17 protein-coding genes are annotated in these 14796 nt (G+C 71.2%); 10 read left to right on the top strand and 7 right to left on the bottom strand.

Annotation, left to right across the window (positions count from 1 at the left end; all coding sequences use genetic code 11):
- Positions 1–10 precede the first annotated feature (10 nt).
- The 5 genes from AB0M30_RS38735 (at position 11) to AB0M30_RS38715 (ending at position 3309) form a co-directional block, all read left to right on the top strand.
- On the top strand, positions 11–526 hold the full coding sequence (locus AB0M30_RS38735; protein WP_364594869.1) for an N-acetyltransferase family protein: 516 nt from the start codon (positions 11–13) through the stop codon (positions 524–526).
- 31 nt (positions 527–557) lie between these two features.
- Entirely contained in the window at positions 558–1004 is a 447-nt protein-coding gene (locus tag AB0M30_RS38730; RefSeq protein WP_364594866.1) for an SRPBCC domain-containing protein, read from the top strand.
- Positions 1001–1345 carry a metalloregulator ArsR/SmtB family transcription factor gene (locus AB0M30_RS38725; RefSeq protein ID WP_103339392.1) on the top strand — a complete coding sequence of 115 codons (345 nt, stop codon included), beginning with the start codon at positions 1001–1003 and terminating at the stop codon, positions 1343–1345. The genes AB0M30_RS38730 and AB0M30_RS38725 overlap by 4 nt, the downstream gene beginning before the upstream one ends.
- 2 nt (positions 1346–1347) lie before the next feature.
- A complete protein-coding gene (locus AB0M30_RS38720) occupies positions 1348–1788 on the top strand; it encodes an SRPBCC domain-containing protein (protein WP_364594862.1) in 441 nt (146 codons plus the stop codon).
- A gap of 540 nt (positions 1789–2328) precedes the next feature.
- A complete protein-coding gene (locus tag AB0M30_RS38715) occupies positions 2329–3309 on the top strand; it encodes a tyrosine-type recombinase/integrase (protein ID WP_364594859.1) in 981 nt (326 codons plus the stop codon).
- 96 nt (positions 3310–3405) lie between these two features.
- On the opposite strand, the gene AB0M30_RS38710 is transcribed toward AB0M30_RS38715, so the two are convergent.
- The gene (locus tag AB0M30_RS38710) at positions 3406–3786 is read right to left on the bottom strand and encodes a hypothetical protein (RefSeq protein WP_364594856.1); all 381 of its coding nucleotides are present in this window, start codon (positions 3784–3786) and stop codon (positions 3406–3408) included.
- Between the two features lie 66 nt (positions 3787–3852).
- Between AB0M30_RS38710 and AB0M30_RS38705 the strand changes: the two genes are divergently transcribed.
- Positions 3853–4644, top strand: a complete 792-nt coding sequence (locus AB0M30_RS38705; RefSeq protein ID WP_364594853.1) for a glycerophosphodiester phosphodiesterase — start codon at positions 3853–3855, stop codon at positions 4642–4644.
- A gap of 3 nt (positions 4645–4647) precedes the next feature.
- Here the strand turns inward: AB0M30_RS38705 and AB0M30_RS38700 are convergent, their stop codons facing one another.
- Positions 4648–5316 (bottom strand): transglycosylase family protein, encoded by a 669-nt coding sequence (locus AB0M30_RS38700; protein WP_364594850.1) that lies wholly within the window; start codon positions 5314–5316, stop codon positions 4648–4650.
- A 245-nt stretch (positions 5317–5561) separates the two neighbouring features.
- Between AB0M30_RS38700 and AB0M30_RS38695 the strand changes: the two genes are divergently transcribed.
- From AB0M30_RS38695 to AB0M30_RS38685, 3 genes are all read left to right on the top strand, one after another.
- On the top strand, positions 5562–6962 hold the full coding sequence (locus AB0M30_RS38695; protein WP_364594941.1) for an MFS transporter: 1401 nt from the start codon (positions 5562–5564) through the stop codon (positions 6960–6962).
- Between the two features lie 21 nt (positions 6963–6983).
- Positions 6984–7745 (top strand): thymidine kinase, encoded by a 762-nt coding sequence (locus AB0M30_RS38690; RefSeq protein WP_364594847.1) that lies wholly within the window; start codon positions 6984–6986, stop codon positions 7743–7745.
- Positions 7746–7972: 227 nt separating this feature from the next.
- Entirely contained in the window at positions 7973–8320 is a 348-nt protein-coding gene (locus AB0M30_RS38685) for an RNA polymerase-binding protein RbpA (protein ID WP_003081521.1), read from the top strand.
- A gap of 282 nt (positions 8321–8602) precedes the next feature.
- Here AB0M30_RS38685 and AB0M30_RS38680 read toward each other — a convergent pair whose 3' ends face one another.
- Positions 8603–9211, bottom strand: coding sequence for an NUDIX domain-containing protein (locus AB0M30_RS38680; protein ID WP_364594844.1), 609 nt, complete (start codon positions 9209–9211; stop codon positions 8603–8605).
- Between the two features lie 48 nt (positions 9212–9259).
- Between AB0M30_RS38680 and AB0M30_RS38675 the strand changes: the two genes are divergently transcribed.
- Positions 9260–10009, top strand: a complete 750-nt coding sequence (locus tag AB0M30_RS38675) for a DeoR/GlpR family DNA-binding transcription regulator (RefSeq protein ID WP_364594842.1) — start codon at positions 9260–9262, stop codon at positions 10007–10009.
- Here the strand turns inward: AB0M30_RS38675 and AB0M30_RS38670 are convergent.
- Genes AB0M30_RS38670 through AB0M30_RS38655 form a run of 4 tightly spaced genes read right to left on the bottom strand, consistent with a single transcriptional unit; the run spans position 9942 to position 14783 of the window.
- Entirely contained in the window at positions 9942–10745 is an 804-nt protein-coding gene (locus AB0M30_RS38670; protein ID WP_364594839.1) for a PIG-L family deacetylase, read from the bottom strand. The genes AB0M30_RS38675 and AB0M30_RS38670 overlap by 68 nt on opposite strands.
- Positions 10746–10771: 26 nt before the next feature.
- Positions 10772–11539 (bottom strand): polyprenol monophosphomannose synthase, encoded by a 768-nt coding sequence (locus tag AB0M30_RS38665; RefSeq protein WP_364594836.1) that lies wholly within the window; start codon positions 11537–11539, stop codon positions 10772–10774.
- A 26-nt stretch (positions 11540–11565) separates the two neighbouring features.
- Complete coding sequence (lnt, locus tag AB0M30_RS38660; RefSeq protein WP_364594833.1) at positions 11566–13176, bottom strand: apolipoprotein N-acyltransferase; 1611 nt, start codon at positions 13174–13176, stop codon at positions 11566–11568.
- A gap of 11 nt (positions 13177–13187) precedes the next feature.
- Positions 13188–14783 (bottom strand): amidohydrolase, encoded by a 1596-nt coding sequence (locus AB0M30_RS38655; protein ID WP_364594830.1) that lies wholly within the window; start codon positions 14781–14783, stop codon positions 13188–13190.
- Positions 14784–14796 lie beyond the last annotated feature (13 nt).

The following is a 14796-nucleotide window of genomic DNA, read 5'->3' as shown; positions in this document are numbered from 1 at the left end:
CATATGAGCCATGATCCGACACGCCACCCCCGAGGACGCCACCGCCTGCGCGACCCTCTACGCGCCCTACGTCACCGACACCGCCGTCTCCTTCGAGACCGAACCACCCACCGCCGCCGAAATGGCCCGCCGCATCGACGGCGCCCACGCCTGGCTCGTCCTCGAAGACGACGGCCGCGTCGCCGGATACGCCTACGCCACCCGCTTCGCCGAACGCGCCGCCTACCGCTGGTCCTGCGAAACGAGCATCTACCTCGAACACGGCCGCCGCCGCACCGGCGCGGGCCGCGCCCTCTACGAAGCCCTGTTCGAGCGGCTGCGCGAACGCGGCTTCTGCCGCGCCTTCGCCGGCATGACCCTGCCGAACGACGCCAGCGCGGGGCTCCACCGCGCCCTCGGCTTCGAGCCGGCGGGCGTCTACCACCGGGTCGGCTGGAAACACGGCGCCTGGCGCGACGTCGCCTGGGTCCAGAAGGACCTGCGCGCAACCGAAGGTTGCACATCAGCTCCCGGCGAGCTAACGTGAAACGCAACCGAACGTTGCACAAGGAGTCCGCATGGAACACGGCACCATCGAACGGGAAATCCACATCGACGCCCACCCCGACGTCGTCTTCGACGTCGTCAGCAGCCCCGAACACCTCCGCGGATGGTGGCCCGACGAAGCCGAATACCCCGCCGAACCCGGGGGAGCGGGCCGCATCGGCTTCGGCGGCTCCTGGGTCCAGTTCACCGTCGTCGACGCCATCCCCCCGAAACACTTCTCCTTCCGCTGGGCCTACACCGAAGGGGAGACCGCCGCCCCCGGCAACTCGTTCCTCGTCGTCTTCGAACTCGAACCCGCCGGCACCGGCACCCGCCTCCGGATGACCGAAACCGGCTTCCGCGAACGCGGCTGGGACGAAGCCAAGATCGCCGCCGAACACGCCGACCACACCACCGGGTGGGACCACTTCCTGTCCCGCCTGCCCGCCTACGCCACCGAAGTCGGAGCCACCCGGTGACCACCGCCGTCGACGACGACCTCTGGTCCGCCATCGGCGACCCCACCCGCCGCCGGATGCTCGACCTGCTCCTGAACCAGGGGAGCGGCACCGCGACCAGCCTCAGCGAACACCTCCCGGTCACCCGCCAGGCCGTCGCCAAGCACCTCACCGTCCTCGACCGCGCCGGCCTCGTCCACGCCCACAACGCCGGCCGCGAAAAACAGTTCCGCGTCGACGAAGACCAGCTCGCACGCGCCGTCGCCCAGCTCACCGACGTCGGCAACGCCTGGGACGCCCGGCTCCGCCGCATCAAGCACATCGCCGAAACCATCGAGAAGACCATCGAAAGGAAGCAGTAGAAATGGACATCCTGCACCGCATCGGCGTCCACGACGCCAACCCCGATCAGGTCTACGAGGCACTCACCACGCTCGACGGCCTGGCCGGCTGGTGGACCGAGAAGACCGTGGGGGACACCGAACCCGGCGGCGTCATCGCCTTCCGCTTCATCCCGGGCGGCTTCGACATGAAGGTCCTCGAACTCGAGCCGGGCCGGCTCGTCCGCTGGGAGGTCGTCGACGGGCCGCCGGAATGGATCGGCACGACGATCCGCTGGGAGCTCGAAAAGCGCAACGACTACACGATCGTCCTGTTCAAGCACGAAGGCTGGCGCGAGGCGGGCGAGTTCATGCACCACTGCAGCACGAAGTGGGCGATCTACCTGATGAGCCTCAAGCAGCTCGTCGAGACCGGGGAGGGCGCCCCGGCACCGAAGGACGTCATGATCAGCGACTGGCACTGACGTTACTTGACATAATGTACATTATCGGCACTTGGTGACACGCTGGTCGGAAGGCTGGGAGGGGCGCCAAGATCCAGAGTTGGACCTATCGGGCTCGCGAGGGCGTTCGCTTCGTCAGGACGGCTCCTGTGAGGTTTTGCGGGCCCGCCCAACCAGCAGTGGCCCGATCCGAGCCTCAGAAGGTCCGAGAGCATCCCCTGAGAGGCTCGAGCCCGAGGTCCGGTCACCCGACCTCAAAACGTCACGGTGACGAAACTGACTGAGGTTCGGGCACGCTGGAGTCGTCGCACGGCGCAGTTGGCGACGCTCGATTCGCCCACGGCCCCGGCGGCCATCCCCGGCTCCCATGAGTCGGTGTCGAACATGTGTGCGCATGCCCCGCAGTTTGGGCAATGAGGGCGTCCGAAGGCCCGGTACGGCAAATCCGGAGAAGTCCGTGTCCCCCAGGGGAAGATCCTGGGTTACCCCGGCATTTCATGCATAATTGCCATTATGCATGAAATGCCGGGGTCGGGCCCGGCCACGGAAACTGTCGGTGGTGTGCGGTACAAGATCCACATGAAGGTTTCCGAGGCCCAGCAAGCCTTCTTCGCCGCCCGCCGTCCCCGCAAGGACTCCCCGCACACCACCGACGCCTACCGCCGGGATCTCGCCGGCATCACCACTCTCCTGGTTTCGGAGCTCGGGCGTCCGGCCGAGGACCTGGAGGTCGCCGACCTCACCGGGCCGGCGCTGCGGTCGGCGTTCGGCGTGTTCGCGGACGGGCACGCGAAGAGCTCGGTGCTGCGGGCGTGGTCGACGTGGAACCAGTTCCTCACGTTCTGCGTGGCCGATGGTCTGCTGGCGGGCAATCCGATGGGGGCGGTGGCGCGGCCGCGGACGCCGGCGTTGACGCCGAAGCCGTTGCGGGGCGAGGAAACCCCGGAGCAGCTGCTCTCGGCGGCGGCCGCGGGTTCGCGGCGCGCGCGGGACCCGTGGCCGGAGCGGGACGTGCTGGTGATCGCGCTGGGGCTGGTGGCGGGGTTGCGGGCGGCGGAGATGCGGGCGTTGTCGGCGCGGTCGCTGGTGGGGCGCGCCGGTGAGCTGCGGTTGCACGTGAAGGGCAAGGGCAGCCGGGATCGGTCGATTCCGGTGCAGCCGGTGCTGGCGGAGCTGATCGAGCGGTACCGGGAGTCGTGCCGGGTGCGGTTCCCGAACGTGCGGTTCTCCCCTGGTTCGCCGTTGTTGCTGGACCGGGCGGGTGAGCCGATCGGGCGGGGTGCGCTGGAGTACCTGGTGAAGTCGTGTTACCGGGGTGCGGGGTTGCACGACCGGGTGCCGGCGGGGGCGAATCTGCACGCGTTGCGGCACACGTTCGCGACGCGGCTGGCGGAGGACGGGGCGACGGCGTCGGAGATCATGGCGTTGCTGGGGCACGCGAGCTTGGCGACGAGCCAGAACTACATCGAGGCGACGGGCCGGGAGCAGCGGGCGGCGGCGGCGAGCAATCGGACGTACCGGGCGTTGGACGGGCTGGGTTGAGTGCCGCGTTGGCCGGCACGCGTGCTTGAACGGACGACACGCGTGTTCAGAGGGTCGACACGCGTGTCTGGAGGGACGACACGGCGCCGGGTGGGGTCAGCGGAGTTGTTCGAGGTCCTTGGCCGCTCGGGCGATCTCGGCGGCGAGTCCGCGGAGTTCGCGGGCGTCGGCTCCGTCGTCCGCTGCGGTGACGATGTCTTCGGCGGCGCAGCGGAGCTGGAAGAGCCGGTCCTGGAGGGCGGCGATTTCGCTGTCGGAGAGGACGACGGCGTCTTCGGGGAGGCCGCTTCGCTGGAGTGCGGTGCGGCGTTCGTAGGCGCGCTGGCGGCAGGATTGGCCGCAGTAGCGGCGGCGGCGGCCGACGTTGCCGCCTTCGGGGAGGCGTCGTCCGCACCAGCCGCAGTGCTTGGGGGCGCCTCGGCGGGCCGGGGCGAGTTCGATGGTGGTCGGCTGGGTCAGTTCGGCGGCGTCCCTCACCCGGGAGACCCTAGCTGGCCATCGGTTGCTCATGCCGGGGTCATGGCGGAAGTGCACACTTGAGGGATGCACGTGTCGTTCCCGTACCTGGCCGATCCGCTCCCCCGTGCGTTCGCTCACCGGGGGTGGCACCTCGGTGACCTGGAGGGGTTGGAGAACTCGTTGCCGGCGTTCCAGCGGGCGTGCGCGGAGGGGTACCGGTACCTCGAGACGGATGTGCACGCGACGGCGGACGGGGTCGTGGTGGTGCACCACGACCCGAATCTGGATCGGACCACGGACGGCTCCGGGCCGATCGCGGGGCAGACGTGGGAGCAGCTGAAGCGGGTCAAGGTGGCGGGGAAGGCGCCGTTGTCGCGGCTGGAGGACGTGCTGGAGGAGTTGCCGGACGCGCGGTTCAACGTGGATGTGAAGGCCGATCGGGCGGTGGAGCCGTTCGTGCGGGTGCTGGAGCGGACGCAGGCGTTCGACCGGGTGGCGGGGGCGGCGTTTTCGGACGCGCGGCTGGTGCGGTTGCGGAAGCTGGCGGGGCCGCGGCTGGTGACGGCGATGGGGCCGCGGTCGGCGTTCGCGTTGTGGGTGCGGGGCCGGTTGCCGTTGTTGCCGCTGGGGCGGCTGGTGCTGGGGGCGATGGCGCAGGTGCCGGTGCGGCAGGGGGCGTTGCGGGTGGTGGACAAGGCGTTCTTGTCGATCGCCGGGCGTTCGGGGATCGAGGTGCACACGTGGACGATCGACGATCCGGCGGAGATGCGGATGCTGCTGGATCTGGGGGTGCACGGGATCGTGACGGATCGGCCGGATCTGCTGCGTGAGGTGCTGATCGAGCGGGGTAAGTGGCGGCAGTCGCAGGAGCCGTGAGCGTCAGCGGGGTGGTTTGCCGGTCCAGGCGGCTTCCCAGGTCTTGGGGCCGAGGAGGCCGCTATCGTTGATGCCGTTGGCGCGCTGGAGGTCGAGGACGGCGGTGCGGGTCTTGTCGAGGTAGCAGCCGGTGCCGGTGAAGCCGTAGCCGAAGGCGTTCATGCGGAGCTGGAAGGTCTTGAGGGGGTCGGCGCAGTCGCCGTAGCGGTAGACGACGCCGGGCCACGCGGGGCGGGGACCGCCGGGGCCTGGGGGCGGGGCGGGCAGGCCTCCCCCGCCGATGTAGGCGGATTCGGTGTAGGTGGGGACGCGTTTGCTGCGGGCGTCGGCGTCGGGGGCGAGTTTGAGCATGCCGGCGCACTGCCAGGGTTGCCAGCCGCGCATGCGGTAGAGGTAGAGGGCGCGGTAGTCCTGTTCGGCCGCGGCGGCTTGATCGGGGCGGCCTTGGCCGCCGACGCTGCGCCAGGTGGGCAGGTCGAACTGGTAGGCGCCGTAGTAGCCGTTGCCGGTGTTGGTGGCGTAGCGGCCGCTCGATTCGCACATGCGGAGCTTGGCCCAGGCGCTCGACGCGGGGTCCGCGGCGGCGACGGCCGGAGTGACCAGCGGCAGACCCATGGCGGCGATGGCGAGGAGCAGGGTTCTCACCACGGTGCGTCGGCGCTTCTGGATCATGGGTGCACAGTAGGAGCGTGTCCCACTGACCACAACAGACACGATCGGCGCACCAGTCTCACATGAAACACTGTTCACTTTTGCCGGCGACACGCCGCGAGCGGTCGACGGCGGTGGTGCGGCGGGCCGGCGGATGATCACGAGGCGACAAACCGGACACGGTTTCGGTGGTGCGTTCTCCGGGGTCGCGGTGCCCCCGTAGTCTCCGCGCTGACCTGGACGTTCTCGAGGTGAAGGAGCCGTGGATGACGCTGGCCGGGACGCGCTCGACCAAGCGCGAGCGCTGGGGCTGGTATTTCTACGACTGGGCGAATTCGCCGTTCTATTCGTCGACGACGACGGTGTTCGGGGCGCTGTCGATGAGCCCGATCGCGGCGGCGGACGCGAAGGCGAACATCACCCTTAACGGGGACCGCGCGTGCCTGAACGCGGCGGGTGAGACGGACACGCTGCACAACTGCGACGTGACGTTGCTGGGGCTGCACTTCCCGGCGGGTTCGGTGTGGGGCTATCTGCTGTCGGTGGCGACGGTGGTGCAGGTGCTGGTGCTGCCGATCGCCGGTGCGGTGGCCGATCGCAGTCACAACAAGCGGCGGATCCTGGCCGGGTTCGCGTTCCTGGGTGCGGCGGCCGCGGCGGCGATGTTCTTCTTCTCGGGGTCGGCCTGGCAGCTGGGCGCGGCGCTGTTCATCGTGGCGAACATCGGCTACGGGGGTTCGCTGGTCGTCTACTACTCGTTCCTGGTGGACATCGGCGGGCCGGACGAGCGGGACGGCATCTCGGCGAAGGGCTGGGCGTTCGGGTACCTGGGTGGCGGGCTGGCGCTGGCGTTGCAGCTGGGGTTTTACCTGAAGCACGACCTCTTCGGGGTGAGCCAGGACCTGGCGGTGCAGATCTGCTTCCTGACCTCGGGGTTGTGGTGGGCGGCGTTCACCTTCCCCGCGGTGCGGGCGCTCCCCCGCCGGCACGTGCCGGTGGACGTCGCGCCTGGGCGTTCGGTGCTGCGGGCGGGGTTCACGGAGCTGCGGCAGACGCTGGTGGCAGCGAAGGCGTATCCGTTGACGCTCGCCTTCCTGGGCAGCTACCTGGTCTTCACCGACGGGATCAACACGGTGGTGACGGTGTCGGCGCAGTACGGCAAGGACGAGCTGCGGTTCGGCAACGAGGTGTTGATCGTCACGATCCTGGTGATCCAGTTCGTGGCGTACCTGGGTGGCACGCTGCACGGGCTGGTGGCGCGGCGGATCGGGGCGAAGCGGACGATCCTGGGCAGCCTGGTGGTGTGGATGGTGGTGCTGGCCGGGGCGTACTTCGTGCAGCCGAAGCAAATGGGGCAGTTCCTCGCGGTGGCGGTGGGGATCGGGCTGGTGCTGGGCGGGACGAACGCGCTGTCGCGGTCGCTGTTCAGCCAGATGATCCCGGCGGGCAAGGACGCGCAGTACTACTCGCTCTACGTCGTCGGTGAGCGTGGGACGTCGTGGCTGGGGCCGCTGGTGTTCGCCGGGGTCGGGCAGGCGACGGGGTCGTTCCGGCTGGCCATCGTGGCGCTGGTGATCTTCTTCGCGGCCGGGCTGGTGCTGGTGTGGCTGGTGCCGGTGCGGCGGGCGATCGAGGCGGCGGGCAACCGTCCGCCGGAGGTTCTGTAGCCACCGATAGGGTCGGGCGTCGTGACCTTGCTCAACGACGCCGCCGGCCCTGATCCCACCGACGCCCTGTCGTCGGTTCCCGCGGCCGGTTCGCGCCGCGGGACGCCGCCGGTGGGCAGGCTGAAGTTCTGCTACGGGCCGATGGACTGCGGGAAGTCGACCCTGGCGCTGCAGATCGACCACAACCACGCGCGGCAGGGCCGCCGGGGGCTGGTGCTGGTGCGTCACGACCGCTCGGGCGCGCCGCAGATCTCGAGCCGGATCGGGCTGACCCGGCAGGCGGTGGAGGTCGGCGAGGACACCGACGTGCGTGACCTGGTGCGGCAGGAGTGGGCGCAGGGCCGGCACGTGGACTACGTGGTGGTGGACGAGGCGCAGTTCCTCTCCCCCGGTCAGGTCGACCAGCTGGCGGAGCTGGCCGACGAGGTCGAGATCGACGTCTACTGCTTCGGGATCGCGACGGACTTCCGGAGCCGGTTGTTCCCGGGAGTCGCTCGTCTGTTCGAACTGGCGGACGAGTTGCAGCCGGTTCAGGTGGAGGTGTTGTGCTGGTGCGGGCTGTCCGGGCGGTTCAATGCGCGGGTGGTGGACGGCGAGGTCGTACGCGAGGGCGATACCGTCGTGGTGGCAGATACCGAACAATCCGTAGTTGAAACTTCAGCTTCAGCACGTTTTGAGGCCGAATTCGCTACTGTGCGTTATCAGGTATTGTGTCGCCGCCACTTTCGATCGGGTGACTTAGGCCCGGTTACCGCCCATCACGGTCAGTTACGGTTGACCTGAGCGAGACCCGGGTAGCCCATCCGGGGGATATCAGCACTAAGAAGGCCGTATTGACGTCACGCCGGAGCGCGAAATGCCTCCTACTAGTGGAAGCTGTTGCAGGCGGGTGACGCAGCTCATCGTGAGCAACGACATGGTGTACCGGGAATCCTCCGGGCCCCCGGGTCGTTGCATAGGGTGAGCAACACCCTGGCTCCACCCCGGAGCTGACTGAAAGGACCCCCATCATGGCCGACCGTGTTCTTCGTGGAAGCCGGCTGGGAGCGGTCAGCTACGAGACCGACCGCAACCACGACCTCGCCCCACGCCGCACCGTGCGCTACGCCTGCCCGAAGAACCACGAGTTCGAGGTGCCGTTCTCCGACGACGCCGAGATCCCGACGGTCTGGGAGTGCCGCCTGCACGGCAGCGAATCGGAGATCGTCGATGGCGGGCAGCCCGAGCAGAAGAAGGTCAAGCCGCCGCGCACGCATTGGGACATGCTGCTCGAGCGGCGCACGATCCCCGAGCTCGAGGACCTGCTCAACGAACGTCTCGCCGAGCTGAAGGGCCGCCGCACCTCCCGGTCGGCGTGATCCTCCCGGCTTCGGCCTCGTAGCCAAAGCTCCCACCACAACGGAAAGGCCCCCGCGACCTCCCCCCGCGGGGGCCTTTCGCATGCCCACAGAGTCGGCTCGCGTCCCCACAGGGTCGGCTCGCGTACCGGAACGGTCGGTTCGCGTACCTAGCGGGTCGGTTCGCGTACCTGGATGGTCGGCCGCGCGCCTGATCCCTCGGCGCTCGGGCCGACCGTCTGGGTACGCCAACCGACCCCTCGGGTACGCGAGCCGACTCCCCCCGTACGTGGGCCGAACGGGCTAGGCGGTGCGGAAGGGGCCGTGCAGGGCGGCCCACTGCAGGAGCATGATCGTCTTGGCGTCCGCGATCTCGCCGGTTCCGATCATGGCCAGGGCCTTGGGGAACGGGAGCTCGAGGACCTCGATGTCTTCGCCCTCCTCCGCGATGCCGCCGCCTTCGCCGCGGTCGGCGGGATCGTAGGGCGCCGCGTAGCAGTGCAGGCGCTCGGTCACCGAGCCCGGGCTCGTGTAGACGTCGAACACGTGCTCCAGTGCGCCGATCCGGACGCCCGTCTCCTCCTGGGCCTCCCGGCGGATCGCCGTTTCCGGGTCGTCGGCGTCCAGCAGGCCGGCCGCGGTCTCGACGAACATGCCGTCCGGGTGGTCGTTGACGTAGACCGGGTAGCGGAACTGGCGGGTCAGCAGGACCGTGCCGCCGTCGAGGTCGTAGAGCAGCACCGTGGCGCCGTTGCCGCGGTCGTAGGTCTCGCGCTGCTCGGTGGTCCAGCGGCCGTCGCCGTGCCGGTAATCGAACGTCGTGCGGCGCAGCACGTACCAGGCCGACGAGAGCAGCTCCACGTTGGTGACCCGGACCCGCGGGTTGCGGGACAGGCTTGTCGAAGAGGTCATGCCCCGACCATAATGTGCACGACTCGGAAGAAACAAGGAGGAACGTGCATGCTGGTCGGGGAACGCCGTGAACTGCTGCTCGCCCGGCTCGCCGCCGACGGCAAGGTCCTGGCCAAGGACGTCGCGGCCGAGCTCGGGGTCTCCGAGGACAGCATCCGCCGCGACCTGCGCGACCTCGCCGCCGCCGGGCTCTGCCAGCGCGTCTACGGCGGCGCGCTGCCCGTCTCCCCCGCCGTGGCCGACTACGCGAGCCGCACGGCCATCGCCGTCGGCGGCAAGGACCGGGTCGCCGCGGTGGCCGCCGCGCTGGTCGGGCCCGGCTCCACGGTCATCCTGGACGGCGGCACGACGACGCTGGCCGTCGCGAAAGCCCTCCCCGAAGACCTCGAGGCCACCGTCGTGACCCACAGCCCCACGGTCGCGGTCGCGCTGCTCGACCATCCCGGCATCGAGGTGTTCCTGCTGGGTGGCCGGTTGTTCCGGCACTCCGCGGTCACCTGCGGGGCGGCCGCGGCCGAGGCCGCCCAGTCGATCAGCGCCGACGTCTTCCTGCTCGGCGTCACCGGCGTCCACCCCGAGGCCGGGCTGACCACCGGCGACGCGGACGAAGCCGCGATGAAGCGCACCCTGGCCCGGCGCGCGGCCGACACCTACGTGCTGGCCAGCGCCGAGAAGCTGGGCGCGGCGTCTCGGTTCACCGTGCTGCCCTTCGGTGACGTCGCCGGGATCATCACCGACGCCGACGACCAGAACGTGCAGGAACTTGCAGCCCGGGGTGTGGCGATCCTGCCGGCGTGACCTCGGTGTACCACTCGCGGCCGGCGACCAGCCCGAACAGCGGTGCCGGCAGCCACACGAGCAGCCGCAGCACCGCCGAAAGCCGCCCGGTGCCGCGCACGTCGGACACGTGCGCGGCCAGCGCCGCCTGCTTGCGCCCGGCGAACCGCCGCACGTCGAACCGGTGGGTGACGGCCGAGGCCGGGCTGTAGACGTGCTCGAGCGCATCGACGTCGTATTCGAACGGGATCCGCAGCGCCCGGACCACCCGCGCGAACCGCAGCGCGAACTCCCGGGGCACGGTGGCCTCCAGCAGCCGCGTCCCGGTCAGCCGGGCCGCCCGCCGGGCGACTTCGTGCACCTTCACGTGGTCGCGGTGCCCGTAGCCGCCGTTGCCGTCGTAGCCGAGCAGCAGGTCGGCGCGCTCCTCGTGCAGCAGGGCCGCGAGCCGGTGCGCGGCTTCCTCGGTGTCCGCGCGGGCGAAGCGCTGCCGTCCGGGCGGGTCCGCGTACAGCACCGGACCGTGGCCGCTGTCGGCGTAGCCCAGGTGCACGACGCGCCGGACGCCGAGGATGGCCGCCGCGGCCTCCAGCTCGGCCCACCGCGGTGTCGGGTGTTCGGCGACCATGCCGTCGGTGGCCACCACGACCACCACCCGGTGCCCGTCGGCCGCGGCGCGGGCCAGCGTGCCGCCGCTGAGCAGGACGGGGTCGTCGGCGTGGGCGTGGAAGGCCACGATGGTCGTCACCCGGCCCATGATGGCCCAGAACCGGGGAAAACGGCTCAGGCGCGCTTGACGAGCTTGCGCAGCTGGTGCCAGCGACGCTCGACGCCCCACATGGCGACCCGCAGGAACGCCTCGCGGATGATCGAGCCGCTCATCTTCGACTCGCCGATCTCGCGCTCGGTGAAGGTGATCGGGACCTCGACGATCTCGAACCCGGCGTCGGCCGTGCGGATCGTCAGGTCGATCTGGAAGCAGTAGCCGTGCGAGTTGACCTCGTCCAGGGCCAGCTTCTCCAGCACCGGACGGCGGTAGGCGCGGAAGCCGGCGGTGATGTCGCGGGTGCGCATGCCCAGCGCGACCTGCGAATAGATGTTGGCGCCGCGGGAGAGGATCTGGCGGTTCACCGGCCAGTTCACCACGCTGCCACCGGGCACGTACCGCGAGCCGATCGCCAGGTCGGCGTCGCCGACCGCGTCCAGCAGGCGGGGCAGGTCCTCGGGGGCGTGCGAGCCGTCGGCGTCCATCTCGACGATGGTGTTGTACTCGCGCGCCAGGCCCCAGCGGAACCCGGCGATGTAGGCGGCGCCGAGGCCGGCCTTCTCGGTGCGGTGCAGCACCTGGATGTGGTCGTCGGCGGCCGCGCGCTCGTCGGCGAGCTCGCCGGTGCCGTCCGGGCTGCCGTCGTCCACCACGAGCACGTGCACGTCCGGAAGTGCCTTGTGCAGGCGATCCAGGATCGGGCCGAGGTTCTCCCGCTCGTTGTACGTCGGGATCACCACCAGCACCGGCTCGATTTCCCGGGCCCCCCGCGGCGCCTGCGACATCCGTGCTCCTCCGATATCCGCGGCGGTCAGTCCGCCGCTTCCCCTGCCGTGCCGGCGCTGGTGCGCCGGGTGCGAAAACGGAGTACGAGCCCACCGGCCACCCCGGCGATCGCCAGAGCCAGCAGCCCGTACTCCGTCCACGCACCTAGTTGATCCGACAGCGTAGTCTGCGTCCGCAGCGGGACGCGCCCGACCAGGGAATCCGCGGTGAAAAGGCCGGTTGAGCTGGTCACCGTCCCGTCGGGCGCGACGATCGCGCTGACCCCGGAGACGGCGGACACCACGACGGCCCGGCCGTGCTCCACCGCCCGCAGCCGGGACATGGCCAGCTGCTGCACGCTCATCTCGCTTTTGCCGTACCAGGCGTTGTTCGTCGGCACCACCAGCAGCTCGGCGCCGTCGAGCACGGCGTCACGAGCCGGGTAGTCGAACGCCGTCTCGTAGCAGATGAACACGCCGACCTTTGTGCCCGCGGTGGCCATGGTCTGGTTCGCGCCGCCGCCGGGGACCATGTCGACGGTCTCGGAGTCGAGGAAGGGCGTGACGAGCTGGGCGAGCTTGCGAGCGGGGACGTACTCGCCGAAGGGCACGAGCTGCTGCTTGGCGTAGCGCTCGCCGGGGCCGGTGCGCGGGTCCCAGGCGATGACGGAGTTCTGCAGGTGCCCGTCCGGCAGCCGGTAGATCGCCCCGACCAGCGCCGGCACCCCGAAGTTCGCGACGAGCTGGTCGACCTGCAGGTCCGGACCGGTGACGGTGGTGGCGCTCTCCGGCCACACCACCAGGTCCGGCTTGGGCACCTTCCCGGCCCGGATGTCGGCGAGCAGCCGCCGGCTCTCGGCGATGGTGTTGTCGCGCAGCACGGTCCGCTGTCCCTGCAGCGCGAGCCCGATGTCCGGGGCGTTGCCCTGGACGGTCGCGACGGTGCGCTCACCGTCCTGCGCGCCGGTGCCGATCGTCGGCCACAGCGCCAGGCCCGCGACGAGGGGCAGGAGCGTGGCGAGGGCGGCGAGGACCACCGGCCGCGTGAGCTTGCGCACGTCCCGGAACCGGGCGGCGAGGGTGGCCAGGCCGAAGCCGGTGAGGACGACGGCCAGGCCGACCAGCGGGGCGCCGCCGATCGAGGCGAGCGGCAGGAACGCGCCTTCGGGCTGGCTGAAGGCGACGCGGCCCCACGGGAAGCCGCCGAAGGGGAACCACGCGCGGGGGGTTTCCAGCGCGATGATCACCAGCGCGCTCCACAGCGGCGCGGCCGGCAGCCGGGAAACCAGCGTGATCAGGCCGCCCGCCAGGCCGTGGTAGAGCGCCAGCGCGAACGACAGGCCCAGCCACGGCCACGGACCGAAGTCGGGGCCCAGGAAGTCCAGCAGCCAGGTCAGCAGCGGCAGGAAGAACACGAACCCGAACGCGAAGCCGTAGCCGAAGCCGGCCCGGAAGCGGCGTCCGCGCAGCACGAGGGCCAGCCCGGCGAAGGCCAGCGGCGCGAGCCACCACAGCGGGCGCGGCGCGAAGCTCAGGTAATAGGCGAATCCGGACACCAGCGCGGCGGCCGTGCGCAGCAGCCAGGGCGGGGGGAACCGCCGCGTGCGGGCGGGCTGGTGCTGGGCGCCCGGTCCGGGGTCCGCCACGGTGACTGCCACAGCCGAGAACTCTAGGTGATGGTGTCGTGGAGGACGTCACCCGCGCGGACCGTGCGCAGGCACGTCGGGAGGGCGGCGTCCGGTTCGAGCCGCGGGAGTGGCGGCACACCCGCCCGGGGGTCGGTGGACCAGCGCTGCACGCGGCTGTCGGGGGTGGCCACGACGAGGTCGGTGGCGTCCCAGATCGCGTAGTGCGCCGGTGCGCCCGGGACGAGGCTGCCGGTGACGCCGTCGTTGACGCCGGCCGCGCGGTGCCCGGCCCGGGTGTGGGCGGTGAACGCCGCCCGCGGCGACAGACCGGCGCCCGGGGTCCGGTGGTAGGCCGCGGCGCGGACGCTCGCCCACGGGTCGAGCGGGGTCACCGGTGCGTCGGAGCCGAAGGCGAGCAGGACGCCTTCGGCGGCCAGCGCCGAGAAGGGGTTGAGCCAGGCCGCGCGGTCGGCGCCGAGGCGTTCGGCGTACATGCCTTCCGGGCCGCCCCAGAGCGCGTCGAACAGCGGCTGCGCCGAGGCGACGACGCCCCAGCCGGCCAGGTGCTTGGCCTGCTCGGCGGTGACCATCTCCAGGTGTTCGAGCCTGTGGTGGCGGGCGGCCAGTGCGCGCTGCCCGACCTCCTTCTCCGCCAGCTTGAAGCCTTCGACGACCTCGGCGACCGCGGCGTCGCCGATGACGTGGAAGCCGGCCTGCAGCCCGGCTTCGGTGCAGGCGGCGAGGTGCCCGGCGATCCGGTGGGCGTCGAGGTAGAGGGTGCCCGCGCCGGGGTGGTCGGCGTAGGGCCGGGTGAGGGCGGCGGTGTGGGAGCCGAGGGCGCCGTCGACGAACAGGTCGCCGGCCAGGCCCCGGGCGCCGAGTTCGCGCGCGGTGCCGACGGCGCCGAGCTCGCCCCAGTACCCGATGACCTCGGGGGTGTCCGGTCCGGTGAGGGCGAGGAGGGCGGCGAGGTCGTCGCGGCCGGAGATGTCGGGGCCGGCGCATTCGTGGACGCTGACGATGCCCTGTTTCGCGGCCTCGGCGAGGAACGCCCGCTGGGCGCGTTCGCGCTGCTCGGGGGTGATGGCGGCGCGCACGGCCGCGCGGACGGCGTGGTGGGCGGCGCGGGTGAGCGGGCCGCCGGGCGACCAGCCGTCGGCGGCGCGGGCGGCCGGGGCCAGCTCGACCAGGGCGGTGGAGACGAGCGCGGAGTGGACGTCGACGCGGCTGAGGTAGACGGGCGCGCCCCCGGCTGCGGCGTCGAGCTCGGCGCGGCTGGGCAGGCGCGGGTCGGTCCAGGTGCTCTCGTCCCAGCCGTGGGCGAGCAGGACCTGCCCGGGGACGGCGGCGTCGCGCACGCGGGCCAGCAGGTCGGCGCCGCCGCGGACGCCGGTGAGGTCGAGGCCGGTCAGGTGCAGGCCGGTGGCGGTGGCGTGGACGTGCGCGTCGACGAACGCGGGGGCGACGAAGGCACCGTGGAGGTCGATGATCTCGGCGTTCGGGTGCAGGGTGCGGGCCGGGGCGTCCTGTCCGACCCAGACCACGGTGCCGCCGGTGACCGCCATCGCCGTGGCGTCGGGACCGGCGGGGGTGTAGATGCGCCCGCCGAGCAGGAGCGTGGTGTGTTCGTCCGTCACGTCCCTGAGTCTG

Origin of the sequence: Amycolatopsis sp. NPDC051716 (assembly GCF_040681595.1) — a bacterium.
Taxonomy (GTDB): domain Bacteria; phylum Actinomycetota; class Actinomycetes; order Mycobacteriales; family Pseudonocardiaceae; genus Amycolatopsis.
The sequence above is the reverse complement of the archived record's forward strand: the minus strand, read 5'-3'. Positions and strand labels throughout refer to the sequence as shown.